The 15,709-nt window shown below is 38.5% G+C and carries 12 protein-coding genes; 6 read left to right on the top strand and 6 right to left on the bottom strand.

The features are described from left to right. Positions 1–36 precede the first annotated feature (36 nt). Both ACFSTH_RS15335 and odhB read left to right on the top strand, forming a co-directional pair. Positions 37–2,940 carry a 2-oxoglutarate dehydrogenase E1 component gene (locus tag ACFSTH_RS15335; RefSeq protein WP_377769415.1) on the top strand — a complete coding sequence of 968 codons (2,904 nt, stop codon included), beginning with the start codon at positions 37–39 and terminating at the stop codon, positions 2,938–2,940. 6 nt (positions 2,941–2,946) lie between these two features. Beyond that, positions 2,947–4,209 (top strand): 2-oxoglutarate dehydrogenase complex dihydrolipoyllysine-residue succinyltransferase, encoded by a 1,263-nt coding sequence (gene odhB / locus ACFSTH_RS15330; RefSeq protein WP_377769414.1) that lies wholly within the window; start codon positions 2,947–2,949, stop codon positions 4,207–4,209. 106 nt (positions 4,210–4,315) lie between these two features. On the opposite strand, the gene ACFSTH_RS15325 is transcribed toward odhB, so the two are convergent. Continuing rightward, positions 4,316–5,218 (bottom strand): helix-turn-helix transcriptional regulator, encoded by a 903-nt coding sequence (locus ACFSTH_RS15325; protein ID WP_377769413.1) that lies wholly within the window; start codon positions 5,216–5,218, stop codon positions 4,316–4,318. 157 nt (positions 5,219–5,375) lie between these two features. Between ACFSTH_RS15325 and ACFSTH_RS15320 the strand changes: the two genes are divergently transcribed. Beyond that, the gene (locus ACFSTH_RS15320; protein ID WP_377769412.1) at positions 5,376–6,500 is read left to right on the top strand and encodes a Gfo/Idh/MocA family protein; all 1,125 of its coding nucleotides are present in this window, start codon (positions 5,376–5,378) and stop codon (positions 6,498–6,500) included. A 7-nt stretch (positions 6,501–6,507) separates the two neighbouring features. Continuing rightward, the gene (locus ACFSTH_RS15315; protein ID WP_377769411.1) at positions 6,508–7,581 is read left to right on the top strand and encodes a Gfo/Idh/MocA family protein; all 1,074 of its coding nucleotides are present in this window, start codon (positions 6,508–6,510) and stop codon (positions 7,579–7,581) included. 488 nt (positions 7,582–8,069) lie between these two features. On the opposite strand, the gene ACFSTH_RS15310 is transcribed toward ACFSTH_RS15315, so the two are convergent. The 4 genes from ACFSTH_RS15310 to ACFSTH_RS15295 all read right to left on the bottom strand — a co-directional run bounded on the left by ACFSTH_RS15310 (position 8,070) and on the right by ACFSTH_RS15295 (position 12,215). Further along, entirely contained in the window at positions 8,070–9,149 is a 1,080-nt protein-coding gene (locus ACFSTH_RS15310; RefSeq protein ID WP_377769410.1) for a Gfo/Idh/MocA family protein, read from the bottom strand. Positions 9,150–9,186: 37 nt separating this feature from the next. Next, positions 9,187–10,110, bottom strand: coding sequence for an AraC family transcriptional regulator (locus ACFSTH_RS15305; protein WP_377769409.1), 924 nt, complete (start codon positions 10,108–10,110; stop codon positions 9,187–9,189). Positions 10,111–10,242: 132 nt separating this feature from the next. Then, complete coding sequence (locus tag ACFSTH_RS15300) at positions 10,243–11,247, bottom strand: Gfo/Idh/MocA family protein (protein ID WP_377769408.1); 1,005 nt, start codon at positions 11,245–11,247, stop codon at positions 10,243–10,245. A 116-nt stretch (positions 11,248–11,363) separates the two neighbouring features. Next, entirely contained in the window at positions 11,364–12,215 is an 852-nt protein-coding gene (locus ACFSTH_RS15295) for an AraC family transcriptional regulator (protein WP_377769407.1), read from the bottom strand. 159 nt (positions 12,216–12,374) lie between these two features. Between ACFSTH_RS15295 and ACFSTH_RS15290 the strand changes: the two genes are divergently transcribed. Both ACFSTH_RS15290 and uxaC read left to right on the top strand, forming a co-directional pair. Next, complete coding sequence (locus tag ACFSTH_RS15290) at positions 12,375–13,667, top strand: Gfo/Idh/MocA family protein (protein ID WP_377769405.1); 1,293 nt, start codon at positions 12,375–12,377, stop codon at positions 13,665–13,667. A 35-nt stretch (positions 13,668–13,702) separates the two neighbouring features. Then, positions 13,703–15,100, top strand: a complete 1,398-nt coding sequence (gene uxaC / locus ACFSTH_RS15285; RefSeq protein WP_377769404.1) for a glucuronate isomerase — start codon at positions 13,703–13,705, stop codon at positions 15,098–15,100. Between the two features lie 166 nt (positions 15,101–15,266). Here the strand turns inward: uxaC and ACFSTH_RS15280 are convergent, their stop codons facing one another. Next, on the bottom strand, positions 15,267–15,500 hold the full coding sequence (locus tag ACFSTH_RS15280) for a Spo0E family sporulation regulatory protein-aspartic acid phosphatase (protein ID WP_377769403.1): 234 nt from the start codon (positions 15,498–15,500) through the stop codon (positions 15,267–15,269). Positions 15,501–15,709: the final 209 nt, after the last annotated feature.

Genomic DNA, 15,709 nt, shown 5'->3' with positions numbered 1-15,709 from the left:
GGATGGTTATTATCAGAGAGGGTGGAAATTTCTGCAATGAGCTTCAATGAAGAGAGCAATCTTTCGCCTTGGAAAAGTTATTATGGCCCCAATTTAGGTTATGTGCAAGAACAGTATGAACTTTATTTGATCGATCCATCAAAAGTGGAGCCATCAGTAAGAGAGCAATTCGAGCTTTGGGGAGCGCCACCGACTACCTCTACTGCAAGTAACGACTTACAGCGTGAACCGATAGTCGCTAATCAAGCTAAGACGGCAAGTAGTCCGCTTGATATTAAAGCGCTAGAAAAAGTAGTAGCGGCTCATCAATTAATGCTAAATATTCGTAGATATGGTCATTTGGCGGCGGATATTAACCCACTTAATTTAAGTCCGACAGCGGATACAGCTTTACTGGAACCGTCTACATTTGGTTTGACCAAAGAAGATTTGTCAGCAATGCCAGCTTCATTAATTTGGCATAATGCAACAAGTGATATGAAAAATGGCTGGGATGCTATTTCTCGTTTACGAGAAATATATACTCGTTCTGCTGCGTATGAATTTACGCATATTCATGATGAGCAAGAACGTGATTGGCTTCATAAGCAAGCCGAATCTGCTACTTTTCCAGCTCCGCTTTCCAACAGAGAGAGAGAAGCACTGCTTGAGCGATTGATGCAAGTAGAGCAGTTCGAAGGATTTATTCACCGGACATTTGTTGGGCAAAAACGATTCTCTATCGAAGGTGTAGATATGCTTGTACCTGTGCTAGATGAAATCGTACGTGCTGTAGCTCATGATGGTGCGCATCATATATTAATTGGTATGGCTCATCGTGGTCGTTTGAATGTGTTAACTCACGTATTGGGCAAACCATATGAGAAAATTTTTGCTGAATTTCATCATTCTCCGAATAAAGAGCTTGGTCCTTCAGAAGGATCTATTGGTATTAATTTTGGTTGGTCCGGCGATGTGAAGTATCACCTCGGAGCCGATCGAGCTGTTCGTGATGGTGAAACGGTTCGTACAAATGTTATACTGGCGAACAACCCAAGTCACTTGGAGTTTGTTAATCCAGTAGTTGAAGGGTTTACTCGTGCCGCTCAAGAAGAGCGAAATATGCCAGGATTCCCAACTGTTGATACGAACGGCGCAGTAACTATTTGTGTACACGGAGATGCTGCATTTATCGGTGAAGGAATTGTTGCAGAAACGCTTAACTTTAACAAGTTGAAAGGTTACCGTAATGGTGGAACTCTGCATATTATTGCTAATAACCGACTTGGTTTTACGACAGATAGCGTAGATTCTCGCTCTACTCATTATGCTTCGGATTTAGCCAAAGGCTTTGATATTCCGATCGTTCACGTTAATGCGGATGATCCAGAAGCTTGCTTGGCTGCAGTACGACTCGCTTGTGAGTATCGACTACGATACAATAAAGGATTCGTTATAGATTTGGTAGGTTACCGCCGCTATGGTCATAATGAAATGGATGATCCGGATGTAACACAGCCGCTAATGTATAACAATATTCGCAACCACCCAACAGTGGCTACTATTTATAGCAAACACTTGTTGGCGAACAAATCACTTGATGAAGTACAAGTGGAGCAATTGCGTCAAAAAACAATGCATGCGTTGCAATCGGCTTATGAAAGTATCAAATCTAATGATGGTAAGAAAGTGAAACATCATGGAGAAGATGCTAGCTTTATTGTGGCGGAAGATGTAGCGACAACTGTACCTTTAGAAAAATTAAAAGAAATCAATATGGAATTATTAAATCGTCCAGAAGGATTTACAGAATATCCGAAATTAAAACGTATTTTGCAACGTCGAGCAACTGCGCTTGATGATGGTGAAAAGGTTGAATGGGCTCATGCCGAAGCGTTGGCATTTGCTACCATCGTTGCTGATGGAACACCAATTCGACTAAGCGGGCAAGATTCAGAACGTGGGACGTTTGCACATCGTCATATTATGCTTAATGATGCAGTTACTGGAGCTAAATTTACGCCACTACATCAATTATCGCAAGCGAAAGCATCCTTTGCCGTTTATAATAGTCCACTATCGGAGACAGCGGTACTTGGCTTTGAATATGGATACAATGTATTTGCGCCAGAAACGTTTGTTATATGGGAAGCGCAATATGGTGACTTTGCCAACGTTGCACAAGTAATTTTTGATCAGTTTATAGCTGCTGGTCGTGCAAAATGGTCGCAAAAATCTGGTATTGCTGTATTGTTACCGCATGGTTACGAGGGACAAGGACCAGAGCACTCTAGTGCGCGTTTGGAACGTTTCTTGCAGTTATCTGCGGATAACAATTGGACTGTTGCAAATCTTACATCAGCAGCAAACTATTTCCATTTATTGCGGAAACAAGCGGCTATGCTAAAAAGTGAAAATGTACGTCCACTTATTTTGATGGCTCCAAAAAGTTTAATTCGTAATCCAAGAGTTGCATCGCATGGTTTGGAGTTTAGTGAAGGCAGTTTCAAACCAGTATTGCCGCAATTTAGTCTAACTGAACCAAAAGCAACCCGAGATAAAGTGAAACGGTTATTGCTTGGTTCTGGAAAAATTACGATTGATATAGCAGAAGCGCTATCCTCACGTGGAGATGAGCAGTTCGATTGGTTGCGAGTAGCTCGCGTAGAACAACTATATCCATTGCCACATGCTGAATTGGACCGCATTATTAAACAGTTTAGTAAACTAGAGGAAATCGTTTGGGTACAAGAAGAACCGAAAAACCAAGGTTCGTGGAGTTATATGGAACCACGTTTACGTGCACTTACTTCAGATAAAGTGGCAGTTCGATATATTGGTCGTCCAGATCGTTCTAGTACTGCGAGTGGTCATCAAGAAGTACATGCGATTGAACAACAAACTATTATTTCTTCCGCTTTGAATGGCCAGCCATTCGAATCGAATTTGGTCAGGGGGTAGACATAGATGGCAAATATTATCGTTCCAGAATTAGGCGATTCAATCACAGAAGGTTCCATTACAAAATGGTATGTAAAAGAAGGCGATAACGTTAATCAAGGTGACGTATTGCTAGAACTTGAGACAGATAAAGTTAATATCGAAATTAGTGCAGATGAAAGTGGTGCTGTTGCATCTGTTCTAAAGCAAGAAGGCGATGTAGTATTAGTTGGTGAAACAATTGGTATCATTGGTGCTGCTTCGGCAGCACCAGCTAAAGAAGCTGCTGCTCCTCAAGCAGTGACAGAAACAACTGAGCCTAAAGCAGCAGCAGCTGCTTCTGAGCAACAAGTAACTGCACCAGCAGCTGTATCATCAACTGCGGCATCAGTCAATGCAACACCAGCAGCTCGCAAGCTTGCTCGTGAACAAGGAATAGATTTGACACAAGTACAAGGGAAAGACTCTATTGGTAGAATATTCCCTGATGATGTACGAGCACATAATGTACAAGCTACTTCACCAGCGCCTACAGCTGCACCGAAAGCTGCTAGTGCACCATCAGCATCTGCTGCTGTTAATGATGCTAAGCCAGTAGAGCGTAAGCGAATGTCACGTCGTCGTGCTACAATTGCTAGCAGATTGGTAGAAGCACAGCATACAGCTGCAATGCTTACAACATTTAATGAAGTAGATATGTCAGCTATTTTAGATTTACGTAAACGTCATAAGCAATCATTCTCCGAGAAAAACGAAGTGAATTTAGGTTTCATGTCATTTTTTACAAAAGCAGTAGTTGGAGCATTGAAGCAATTTCCATTACTTAATGCAGAGATTGATGGCGATGACATTGTCGTGAAGAAATTCTACGATATTGGTATTGCGGTTTCTGCAAAAGAAGGATTAGTTGTTCCGGTAGTTCGTGATGCAGATCGTCTAAGCTTTGCAGAAATTGAGCGTACGATTGGCGAGCTAGCACAAAAAGCTCGTACGAATACAATCTCGTTGAATGATTTGCAAGGTGGTAGCTTTACGATTACGAATGGTGGAGTATTTGGTTCCTTGTTGTCTACACCGATATTGAATACACCACAAGTTGGTATTCTAGGTATGCACAAAATCCAAATTAGACCGGTTGCTATTGACGAAGAAAGAATGGAAAATAGACCAATGATGTACATTGCTCTATCTTATGATCATCGTATTGTAGATGGTAGTGAAGCTGTTCGTTTCCTAGTAGCAGTAAAAGCAATGTTAGAAGATCCAGAACAATTGCTTCTACAAGGTTAAGTCGTACAATCTATATTGCACAAGCTTATGATGTAAACTATTAAATAATAAAATATGTACACATACACATACAAAAAATTAACTCCTTAGATTTAATCTAATGGAGTTAATTTTTTTTGTTAGATTCATATATAGCGCGTTCAGCCATTAGTGGTTTGGCAGGTTGAATAGTACGTTGGTTTTCTTTGCGATATTGTTCTGCTGTCTTCTCTGTATGTTGCTTGAATGCTCTGCTAAAGTGAGAAGGGTGTTTAAAGCCTACTTCATAGCTAATATCAGTGATGGGCATTTGGCTATCGATCAGCTTTAATTTTGCTTCATATATTCTACGTTGCATTAAAAAATAAAATATAGTTGTGCCCGTAATTTCTTTGAAGGTTTTAGCTAAATAATATTTACTTAAATGTAATTCATCTTGCAAATCTTCTAAAGTAAACTGTTCACGAAAGTTTTTCTCGATGTACGTAATGATGCTTTGCACATGTTCTTCCTTTGTAGATGGAAATTGCTCAATTGCTTGTAAAGGTTGTTCACATTGTTGATTAATAATAATCATCAAATCAATCAAATAAGTTTGAAAACGTTGTAATGAATAGGAAGTTTTCTGTGAAAATAGCGTTTCCATCTGTTCTATCAATTGTTCAACCATTTCTTTCTGTTCGCCGCGTAGTTGTAATCTTAGATTGTGTAATTTGCGAAAAGGAGCTAGTAGATCATTGGCGTAAGCAGGTTGCATAAACTTTGTGAAATAATACGGATCAAAGTGAATAGTCGTTCGTTTGTAAGCAATATCCGGTTCAACGTGAGCTTTGTGCAGTGTCATGCCATGCATTAAAATAAGATCACCAGGCTCAAGTACGTAAATTCGATCATTGATCAAATAATTTGCCTTATCTCCGTAGAAATAATATATTTCATATTGGGTATGGGTATGATAGTACAATGTTGGGTTGTAGTCTTGCCTCGTTCCAATGGAAAATGCTTGATGTCCTGTAGGATCAAATCGCAATGTTAAGTCCTCCTTCTTTCTGTAGTTTTATTATACATCAATTACAGTCAAATTAAAGGCAATATTAGATAATGCAAGTGAAGTTGCTTATACTATCATTTGTTATCATTGAATGAGAAGATGATTAATATACTGGCAATCAAAGGAGAGGTCAACTGTGCAAAATGTACGATTAGGTATTATTGGTGTTGGTAATATGGGAAAAGGGCATATTCGTTATTTGCAAGCAGGAGAAGTGACAGGAGTAACTTTAGTTGCTGTTTGTGATAAATTGGAAAGTAACTTAAAATGGGCGGAAGAACAATTAGGTGAACAAGTTTTACGTTATGCAGATCCGAACGCTATGCTTGATAGTGGAGAAATTGATGCTGTATTAATTGCAACACCACATTATTCACATCCTGAATTATCGATTGCATGTTTTGAACGTAATTTGCATGTGCTAGTAGAAAAACCAGCAGGTGTGTATACAAAACAAGTAAGAGAAATGAATGAAGCATGGGAAAAAACAAATGTAAAGTTTAGTATGATGTACAATCAACGTACTAACCCAATCTATCAAAAGTTGAAAGATCTAGTCGATAGTGGAGAATTAGGAGAAATTAGAAGAACGAATTGGATTATAACGAACTGGTATAGAACGCAAAGTTATTATGATTCTGGTAGCTGGCGAGCGACATGGGCGGGAGAAGGCGGAGGTGTATTGCTTAACCAAGATCCGCATCAACTGGATTTGTGGCAATGGACAGTCGATATGATGCCTAAACGTGTGCGCGCATTTTGTTACTTTGGAAAACATCGCAACATTGAAGTCGAAGATGATGTGACAGCGTTTGTAGAATATGAAAATGGTGCGACAGGTGTTTTTGTAACGACTACAGGTGAGACACCAGGAACGAATCGTTATGAAGTAGTTGGAGATCGAGGAAAAGTTGTCATTGAAGATGGTAAGTTGACGTTTTGGCGCTTACGTGAATCCGAAACAGAGTTTAACAAACGCTTTACTGGTGGATTTGGTAGTCCAGAATGTTGGACGTGTGAAGTTCCTATAGTCGGAACAAATCCTGATCATAAAGGTATTATGCAAAACTTTGTTAATGCTATTTTACATGATGAGCCATTAATTGCTCCTGGTGAAGAAGGAATTAAAGGTTTAATGATTTCCAATGCAATGTTATTATCTACGTGGTTAGACGATTGGGTAGATATGCCGATAGATGAAGAATTATTTAATGAACATTTGCAAAAACGAATTGCTGAATCACCAAATAAAGGGGGATAAATAGTAAATGAGTAAAGCGGATGGCATGAATTATGCTCCTCAAGGTAGCTTTAATAAAGTAGTAGAAGCAGGGCAATTTAAGTTTGCTGCAATGCGATTAGATCATGGTCATATATATGGGATGAGTAATGGTCTCGTTGAAGCGGGAGCAGAACTAAAATGGGTGTATGATGCAGATCCACAAAAAGTAGCGGCGTTCAAGGAACGTTTTCCTAGCGTACAAGTGGCAGAATCGGAAGAGCAAGTGTTACAAGATTCTGAAATTCAATTAGTAGCAGCAGCGGCTATTCCATCTTTACGCGGTCCATTTGGTGTGAAAGTGATGAAAAGCGGCAAACATTATTTTACGGACAAAACGCCGTTCACTACGCATGCCCAATTGGAAGAGGCTAAAGAGGTTTGCAAAGAAACGGGTAAACGTTACATGGTTTATTACAGCGAACGTCTACACGTAGAGAGTGCGGTCTACGCTGGTCAGTTGATTGAAGAAGGCGCTATCGGTCGAGTAGTGCAAGTAATTGGTCTCGGGCCTCATCGCTTGAATGCTCCATCACGACCAGACTGGTTTTTTAAGAAAGAACAGTACGGCGGAATTTTGTGTGATATCGGATCGCATCAATTAGAACAATTCCTTACATTTACAGGGAATAGTAACGCTAAGATAACGAGTAGTAAAGTGGCTAATTATAATAGCAAGCAATATGAAGAGTTAGAGGATTTTGGCGATATCACTGTTGTCGGTGATAATGGAGCGACAGGTTATTTCCGAGTAGATTGGCTCACTCCTGATGGTCTAGGAACATGGGGAGATGGCAGAACATTAATACTAGGGACAGATGGCTACATTGAACTGCGTAAGTACATTGATGTTGCTCGTGATCGCGAAGGCGATCAACTGTATTTGGTCAATCATGAAGGGGAACAACATTTGAGCTTACATGGGAAAGTTGGTTTTCCATTTTTCGGAGCTATGATTCTTGACCTTATCCATGGTACAGAAAAAGCAATGACGCAAGAACATGCATTCAAAGCAGCAGAATTATGTCTTAATGCACAGCAACAAGCAGTTAAACTAGAATAGATCGTTCTCTCAACATTAGAAGGGGGTGTCCAGAAAACCAGTGAAAACTGACTACTGAACACCCCCTTTAGTTAATTATTGAAAAAATACATCGAAAAACTGACCTTTCATCAGAATGAATGTTTGGAGGGTAAATTGCAAATGAGTTAATTCATATATAGATGCTGTAGCGCAAGCTTTATATGAAAAAACGTATAAACGGTTATGGAAGGGGCTAGATTCGTAGATTTTGTAAGAGAAAACGTATAAACGTTCATGTATAGATGGTTGTAACGAATGCTTTATACTAAAAATCGTATAAAGGATCATATATAGATGCTGTAGCGCAAGGTTTATACGATAAATCGTACAAAGGGGGAAGGGGGACGTGCACAAAAGTACAAAAAAAGTTGGACGGAAAACGTTATGTTTATGTTTTCGCGTCCAACTTTTTATTTTGGGAGTCTTATTGGACAGCCCTTATTGTGTTTTCCAATGTTAAAATATTATTACAAGTATACTGCTTGACCAGTTTTAGATGATTCGTAAATTGCTTCCAAAATTTGCGAAACGACATATGCTTGTTTTGGAGTTACTACTGGATCGGTATTTTCATCGATTGCTTTAATCCATAGACGCATTTCTAGGTCAGAATCTGATTCTGATTTTCCGTCGTAGAATGCCACGCCGCCAGCTTGAAGATCTACTGTTTTAGTGAACAAACGGCTATTCTCTTCTCCGTTAATACGTAAACCACCACGCATATCCGCTCCACCTTCTGTACCAGAAAGAGAACATTTTGCTTCATCTACGTCAAGGGAATTCAATGCCCAGCTAGATTCCAGCATAATAGTAGCGCCGTTTTCCATTAGAATCATTGCGAATGCAGAGTCTTCTACTGTAAATTTGGCTGGGTCCCATGGTCCCCATGCGTTAGCAGCATTTTCACGTTTGGATAGTTCGTGGTAAGCTTTACCAAGTACTACTTTTGGTTGGTAGTTATCCATCATCCACAGTGTAAGGTCAAGTGCGTGAGTACCGATATCGATTAACGGACCGCCACCTTGTTTCTCTTCATCCAAAAACACGCCCCAAGTAGGTACAGCACGACGACGAATCGCATGTGCTTTTGCGTAGTAAATGTTACCTAATTCACCAGCTTCGCAAAGAGTTTTTAGATGTTGGCTATCATTACGGAAGCGGTTATTATAACCAACCGTTAGTTTTTTACCTGTTCTTTCAGCTGTTTCCATCATGCGTTTTGCATCAGCAGCTGTTTTTGCCATAGGTTTTTCACTCATAACGTGTTTGTCAGCTTCTAGTGCATCAATAGCAATAGCAGCGTGAGAATCGTTTGGCGTACAAACGTGTACAATATCGATAGAAGCGTCTTTGAGCATTTCTTTATAATCCGTATAAACTTTAGCACCAGCAGCACCATATTTTTCAGCAGCATTTTGAGCGCGCTCTTCAATAATGTCGCAGAAAGCAACCATTTCTACTTGATCTAGTTTGCTTAGACTAGGCATATGTTTCCCATTAGCAATACCACCACAACCAACAATAGCTACACGATAAATTTTTGACATTATTTAAACCTCCATTTGTTTAGTTCATTTTATTTGTTTAATTATTTTTGTAAGCAGCACGATATTGTGCTGGAGTTACACCAAATTTTTCTTTGAAGACGGTGTGCAAATAATTACCACTAGAGAAGCCACATTGAAGGGCGATTTTTTCTATAGAAGATTCGTTAGAAAGTAAATGCTTACATACAGCAGCTAGTCTAATTTCTTCTACAGTTTTACTAAATGTTTTACCATCATTCAGCTCTTTTAGCAACCGTTGTAATTGACGTGTACTTACCCGTAATTTTTCGGCAACATCTTCAATAGAAATAGGTTGTGCATAATTCGTATGAATATATTCCAATGCTAACTTGTATCGATATTGCTTCATATCTCGAATTGGAATAGATATTTGTTCATTTCCTTGTTCATGTACGCGAACGACACGTAATAGAATTTGAATAATTGCTTGTTTAATCGTCATATAACTACCGAGAGAATAGTTTTGTGTTGCTTGGTAAGCTTCTACAAAACTATTCATAGCGTTATAAACGTCATGAGCTGGAATAGGGGGGAGCGTTTTCAACTTTTCTATACAATTTCGCGCTTCCAATGCTTCTGCTGGATCGGTTTGATCATCATCACGTTCAATAATATCTATATGCAGGCAAAGCTCTTCCATAGGTTCATTCATATCCGCTTCTTGATAATGGAGAAGTCCGGGACCTGTTAGATAAAATTGTCCAGCACTCAGTGGGTAATGACGATCTTGCATAATAACAAAACCTTTGCCACCAGGAATGAAGTGAAATTCGTACTCTGCATGCATATGAAAATTTATAGCTTTTCCTGGTGCAAATTGAACGAGATGAAAACGCAGCACATGTATATCGTAGGCACCCCAACGAATTTTTAATTCTAATCGTTCCAAAGCATCCATTCGTTCATACATTTGCTTATATGGCAGTAATTCTATTGACATCGGATGAATCACCTCCTATGACGATAGCTTCCAGCTTCAGTTACTGCACAGTATAGCAAGAATAATAGAAGCCTGTCTAATAAAATTTGGTGAACAAGTGAAAACAAATTTTATAGTTAATATTAGCTACATTTAGCTATTTAATTCTGTCAATTGTACGGAACGGCTTTCGCGAGCAGCGATATTAGCAGCTTCCATCAATTTTGTTAAATCAGCAGCCATTTCTATATTGTGATCAGCTATCGTATTTTGTTTGATATGATCTACCCATTGATCAAAAGCGGTGTGACGATCTGCTGGTATCGGAAGTTCGTTCCATTCCTTACTCCACATGCCACTTCCTTGTGAACTACGGAATAATAGCTTATTGTCAGCATCGTTATATAAAATTGTACCTTTTGTGCCTTGTACTTCAATAACAAATGGTGAAAAGTCATTAACAAAGCCAGCTTCAACTATACCGATTGCGCCACTTTTAGTTGTTAGTATTGCCGTAGCGTTATCTTCTACTTCACGACCTGTCATATACCCGAAATGAGCAGATACAGCGGTTGGCAATTCGCCAAGGAACATTCTAGTCAAATACATAGGATGACATCCTAAGTCGATGAGTGCTCCGCCTCCACATTGCTCCATATTGTAAAAGTGTTCTGGCAACCAATTAGCTGTTGCACCATTATGAGACAATCTGCTGCGTACTTGCGTAACTTGTCCCAATAATCCTTGATTAATTATATCTTGAATTGCTAGCGTGTAACCAAAGTTCAAACGCGGTAGCGATACTGTTAATTTAATGTTGCTTTCTGTTACTTGTTGTAAAATCTCATTAACTTCTCTCCACGTAGGTGCGATTACCTTTTCCGTGAAAATATGTTTGCCTGCTTTTGCAGCTGCAAGGATTACTTCCGTGTGTATATTCGTAGGTGCGTCTACGATAACTGCATCGATATCTGGGCGAGCCAGCATTTCATTCAAATTAGCGACAAAAGGAACACCAAGTTTATTGGCGGATGCTTCACCACGTTCTACAATTTCATCCCATACTGCCACAATTTCTGTATCTTCATGTTGAAGTGCTTGATTTGTGTAATCCCATGCATGCACGTGCCAATAACTTATTTTGCCTATGCGTATCACGCCTACCAGCCTCCTGCTATTACATTATAATTTTTGTGAAGAATAGTTCAACACATACAATGTATCATATATGCCGTAATATTTAACTACAATAAAACGACTTTATATATATAATATTACGACATGGACTTGCGATAATCACGTGGGGAGACATGAGTCACTCGCTTGAACGTTTTTCCAAAATGAGAAAAGTTGTCGAATCCAACCGTTGTAGCGATATTCGAAATAGTTATATCTGTTTCCATCAGTAATCGTTGTGCTTCTTTAATACGAATAAGTGATACATAGTCTGAAAAGGTAAAGCCAGTTACAGCTTTAAACATTCTACTTAAGTAGTGAGGGCTAATATAAAATTGCTTTGCTAAATCAGTTAAAAAAAGTGGTTGGTGAAAGTTTAAATTAATGTAACGAACTACTTCCACTACTTTATTATGAATCGCTGAATCAGACTGTGGAGACACAAAGTTTTGTTGATCTTCCATAGCACGAGAGACGATTACTAACAATTCCTGGACGGTGTGACTTAATATCAGTTCAAATCCCTGTTGTTTTGCGGACATTTCAAATAGTATTTTTCGAAACAATTGTTCCAGTTGATATTGTTGATTAGCAGCTAATCGCATGACGAATCCGGGTCGATCAAATGGTGTTAATAACCAGTTACTTGTTTCGGTTGGTAAATGAAAGAGAAATGATTCGTTAAAGTGAATAATCGTTCGTTCGTGCGATACACTTTGTCCTATTAATGTTTTGTGTAAAATATGTTTCTTAATAAAGACTAGGTCTCCTTGTTCTACTGTATAAGATTGATCATGTATAAAATAGACACGCTGTCCATGATGTAAGTAATAAATTTCAAAGTAAGGGTGATAGTGATCCGATGTCATCGAATATTGCACGTTACGTCGTAAATTTTCAATGAACAAATGATCTAATGTACCGAATAAAAGTGTTTCGTTTTTTTGCATAATAAATATCTCCTTAACAAAATGACAAGAAAAGCGGTGTTTTATGGAATTTAAGCATAATATCACGAGAATTATATCATTAATATGCGTTATGATGTAGAGGAAATTGATATTTGCGATCGCTTACTATTGAAATGTAATCGTCTAGGAGGAATTGTAATGACAAAAAAACGTTATGTATTAGTAGGTAGTGGGGGAAGAGCAGAGTTTTTTTATGGATCTCTAGTAACGGAGTATCAGGCTACAGCACAATTACTAGCCTTTTGTGATATTAATGAAACTCGCATGAAGTATGCCAATCAGATTTTACAGAAAAAATATAATACGGAGCCGATAGCTATATACAAATCGGATCAGTTTGATGAGATGATAGCAACAGAAAAACCAGATGTCGTTATTGTAACTAGTATGGATCGTACTCATCACACGTATATTATTCGTGCTATGGAGCTTGGTTGTGATGTTATTACTGAAAAACCGATGACAGTAGATAGCGAAAAAACGCAATTAATTTTAGATACAGTAGAGCGAACAGGACGCAACATGCGTGTTGCATTTAACTATCGTTATGCACCGCATCATACAAAAGCTAGAGAATTAATCGCTAATGATACGATTGGGCAAGTAACGTCCGTCCATTTTGAATGGTTACTTAATACAAGACATGGTGCTGATTATTTCCGCAGATGGCATCGTGACAAACGAAATAGTGGTGGATTGCTAGTACACAAATCTACTCACCATTTTGATCTTGTTAACTTTTGGATAAATTCAGAGCCGGAGTCGGTATTTGCATACGGTGATTTGTTGTTCTATGGTCGAGAAAATGCTGAAAATAGAGGGGTCACAAAGTTTTATGACAGAGCGACTGGCAATAGCAATGCAGCGAATGATCCTTTTGCCTTAACTTTAGATGATAATCCGCACTTAAAAGCGATGTATTATGATGCAGAGCATGAAGATGGCTATAGACGAGATCAAAGTGTGTTTGGTGATGGCATTAACATCGAGGATACGATGGGAGTGCTCGTTCGTTATAAAAACAAAGCTATATTAACGTACTCTTTGAATGCATACTTGCCTTGGGAAGGATACAAAATTGCTTTTAACGGTACTAAAGGACGAATTGAAATGAATATTATAGAACAATCTTATGTCAACTCCGGCGGAGACAAAGCATTAGAAGGTGCTCTAAAAGGGAAAACGATGATTGTTTATCCGATGTTTGGACAACCATATGAAGTCGAAGTAGAAGAAAAAGCGGGTGGTCATGGTGGCGGAGATCCTGTCTTGCTAAATGATTTATTCGGTGAACCGGGAGAAGATCCGTTTAAGCGGGCTGCTAACCATGTAGATGGAGCCCGTTCCATATTAACAGGAATTGCCGCTAATCGTTCAATCGCTACGGGACAAGAAGTGAAAATTGCTGATTTGGTAAAGTTTTATAAGTAAGTGGTTGCAAATAAAAACAAGAGGAGATGATAGATGTGAAAACTTTTATGGACGATAATTTTTTATTACAAAATGATGTGGCTGTTAATCTTTATCATCAGTATGCGAAACAGATGCCGATTATCGATTATCACTGCCATTTGTTGCCACAGCAAATATACGAAAATACTAGTTTTTCCAATGTAACAGAGGCATGGTTGTACGGTGATCATTACAAATGGCGAGCTATGCGGGCAAATGGGGTAGAGGAGAAGTACATTACCAGTGGAGAAGGCGTTTCAGATTATGATCGATTTTTAGAGTGGGCGAAAACAGTGCCACAAACGATCGGTAATCCGCTATATCACTGGTCGCATTTGGAATTACGTCGTTTTTTTGGTGTTGAAGAATTAATTAATGAACAAAATGCTCCGGTTATTTGGGAAAAAGTAAATGAAAAGTTAGCATCCGGTAACTTTAAAGCGCGTGATTTAATTACAATGTCTAACGTAGAAGTAATTTGTACAACGGATGATCCAACGGATACATTGGAATACCATATTGCTATTCAACAATTAAATGATTTTAATGTGCAGGTGTTACCGTCGTTTCGTCCAGACAAAGCATTGGACATTAATGGAGTGTCATTCCAAACATGGATTGAAAAACTAGCGTCCGTAAATGGAGCAGCTATTTCAAATTATGAGCAATTGTTAGATGCGCTACAAGCACGAATCCATTTTTTCCATGAAGTAGGATGTAGAGTATCTGATCATGCATTTGATTATGTTGCTTATGCTCCAGTTGCACAAGAGGAAGCGGCTGCAATTTTTGCCAAAGCACTTGCCGGAGAAAAAGTTACGTTCCATGAAGAGCAACAATATAGAACATTTACTTTCTTATATATGGCACGTAAATATGCGGAACTAGATTGGGCGATGCAGCTTCATATTAATGCATCTCGCAGTAACAATACTGCAATGCTTGCCAAGCTTGGGCCAGATACTGGTTTTGATTCGATTCATGATAATGTAATAGCTGCTCCATTAGCTAATTTGTTAGATGCACTTGAGCAATTACCTAGAACAATCGTATATTCGTTGAATGCAAAAGATAATGATGTATTGGCATCATTAATTGGTAGTTTTCAAGGTGGTGGCGTTGCTGGAAAGATGCAGCTTGGTTCTGCTTGGTGGTTTAATGATACGAAGCAAGGGATGTTAGCTCAATTAAACTCGCTTGCGAATATAGGCTTGCTAAGTAGATTTGTTGGTATGTTAACGGACTCTCGCAGTTTTTTATCTTACACAAGGCATGAATATTTTAGACGAATTGTTTGTAATCTACTGGGTGAATGGGTGGAAAGCGGAGAAGTTCCATATGATATCGAATTACTTGGTGATATGGTGCAAAATATTTCATATTACAATGCAAAAAACTACTTTCAATTTTAATTAAATAGATGAGCAAAGAGAAATAGCTTGTCCTATCGATGTGTGCAGACGATTGGAGCAATCCAATTTACTACCACGAAGATGGAACAAGCTATTTTTCATGGTTTACCTAGAGTTCTATCTATAATAGAAATTAGTTGTTTATATGAAGGGAACATCTATGAAATTACACAGCAACACTCTTCGTTACTACTATAATAGAGTGATCATCGGCAACGAGATAATTAGGTGAGATGCAATAGTTATAGCAGGGGCATTTGCGAAAACTGACCAAAGCATCATCTAATTGTTGACTAGCTGCGAGAACATTAGCATGGGTAAATGATTCATACTTCATATAAGTAAGTTCCATTGAAGCTCGTAATGCTTCAATATTTTCTCTGCAAGTGCAAGATGTCATATGCGTTACCTCCTTCAACATAAACTATTGCTACATTAAGTTTACAACAAAAAGAGAAATATGGCTATATGTGGAAGTCGAAAATCGCAATTGTTAATAACTGAAAAGTAATACAGCAATATCTATTATAACCGGGAAAATTACTGATTTCTAGTATATGAGTAATATCTAACGAATTTGTAACTGTAAGCGGTTAATGTACTGAAGTT

It is taken from the genome of Paenibacillus yanchengensis, assembly GCF_042684845.1.
Classification (GTDB): Bacteria; Bacillota; Bacilli; order Paenibacillales; family Paenibacillaceae; genus Pristimantibacillus; species Pristimantibacillus yanchengensis.
The sequence above is the reverse complement of the archived record's forward strand: the minus strand, read 5'-3'. Positions and strand labels throughout refer to the sequence as shown.

Excerpts from the sequence above, each read along its gene's own strand:
- ACFSTH_RS15280 (WP_377769403.1), bottom strand. The coding sequence starts at position 15,500 with ATGACATCTTGCACTTGCAGAGAAAATATTGAAGCATTACGAGCTTCA.
- ACFSTH_RS15290 (WP_377769405.1), top strand. The coding sequence starts at position 12,375 with ATGACAAAAAAACGTTATGTATTAGTAGGTAGTGGGGGAAGAGCAGAG.
- ACFSTH_RS15335 (WP_377769415.1), top strand. The coding sequence starts at position 37 with ATGAGCTTCAATGAAGAGAGCAATCTTTCGCCTTGGAAAAGTTATTAT.
- ACFSTH_RS15315 (WP_377769411.1), top strand. The coding sequence starts at position 6,508 with ATGAGTAAAGCGGATGGCATGAATTATGCTCCTCAAGGTAGCTTTAAT.
- ACFSTH_RS15310 (WP_377769410.1), bottom strand. The coding sequence starts at position 9,149 with ATGTCAAAAATTTATCGTGTAGCTATTGTTGGTTGTGGTGGTATTGCT.
- ACFSTH_RS15295 (WP_377769407.1), bottom strand. The coding sequence starts at position 12,215 with ATGCAAAAAAACGAAACACTTTTATTCGGTACATTAGATCATTTGTTC.
- odhB (WP_377769414.1), top strand. The coding sequence starts at position 2,947 with ATGGCAAATATTATCGTTCCAGAATTAGGCGATTCAATCACAGAAGGT.
- ACFSTH_RS15305 (WP_377769409.1), bottom strand. The coding sequence starts at position 10,110 with ATGTCAATAGAATTACTGCCATATAAGCAAATGTATGAACGAATGGAT.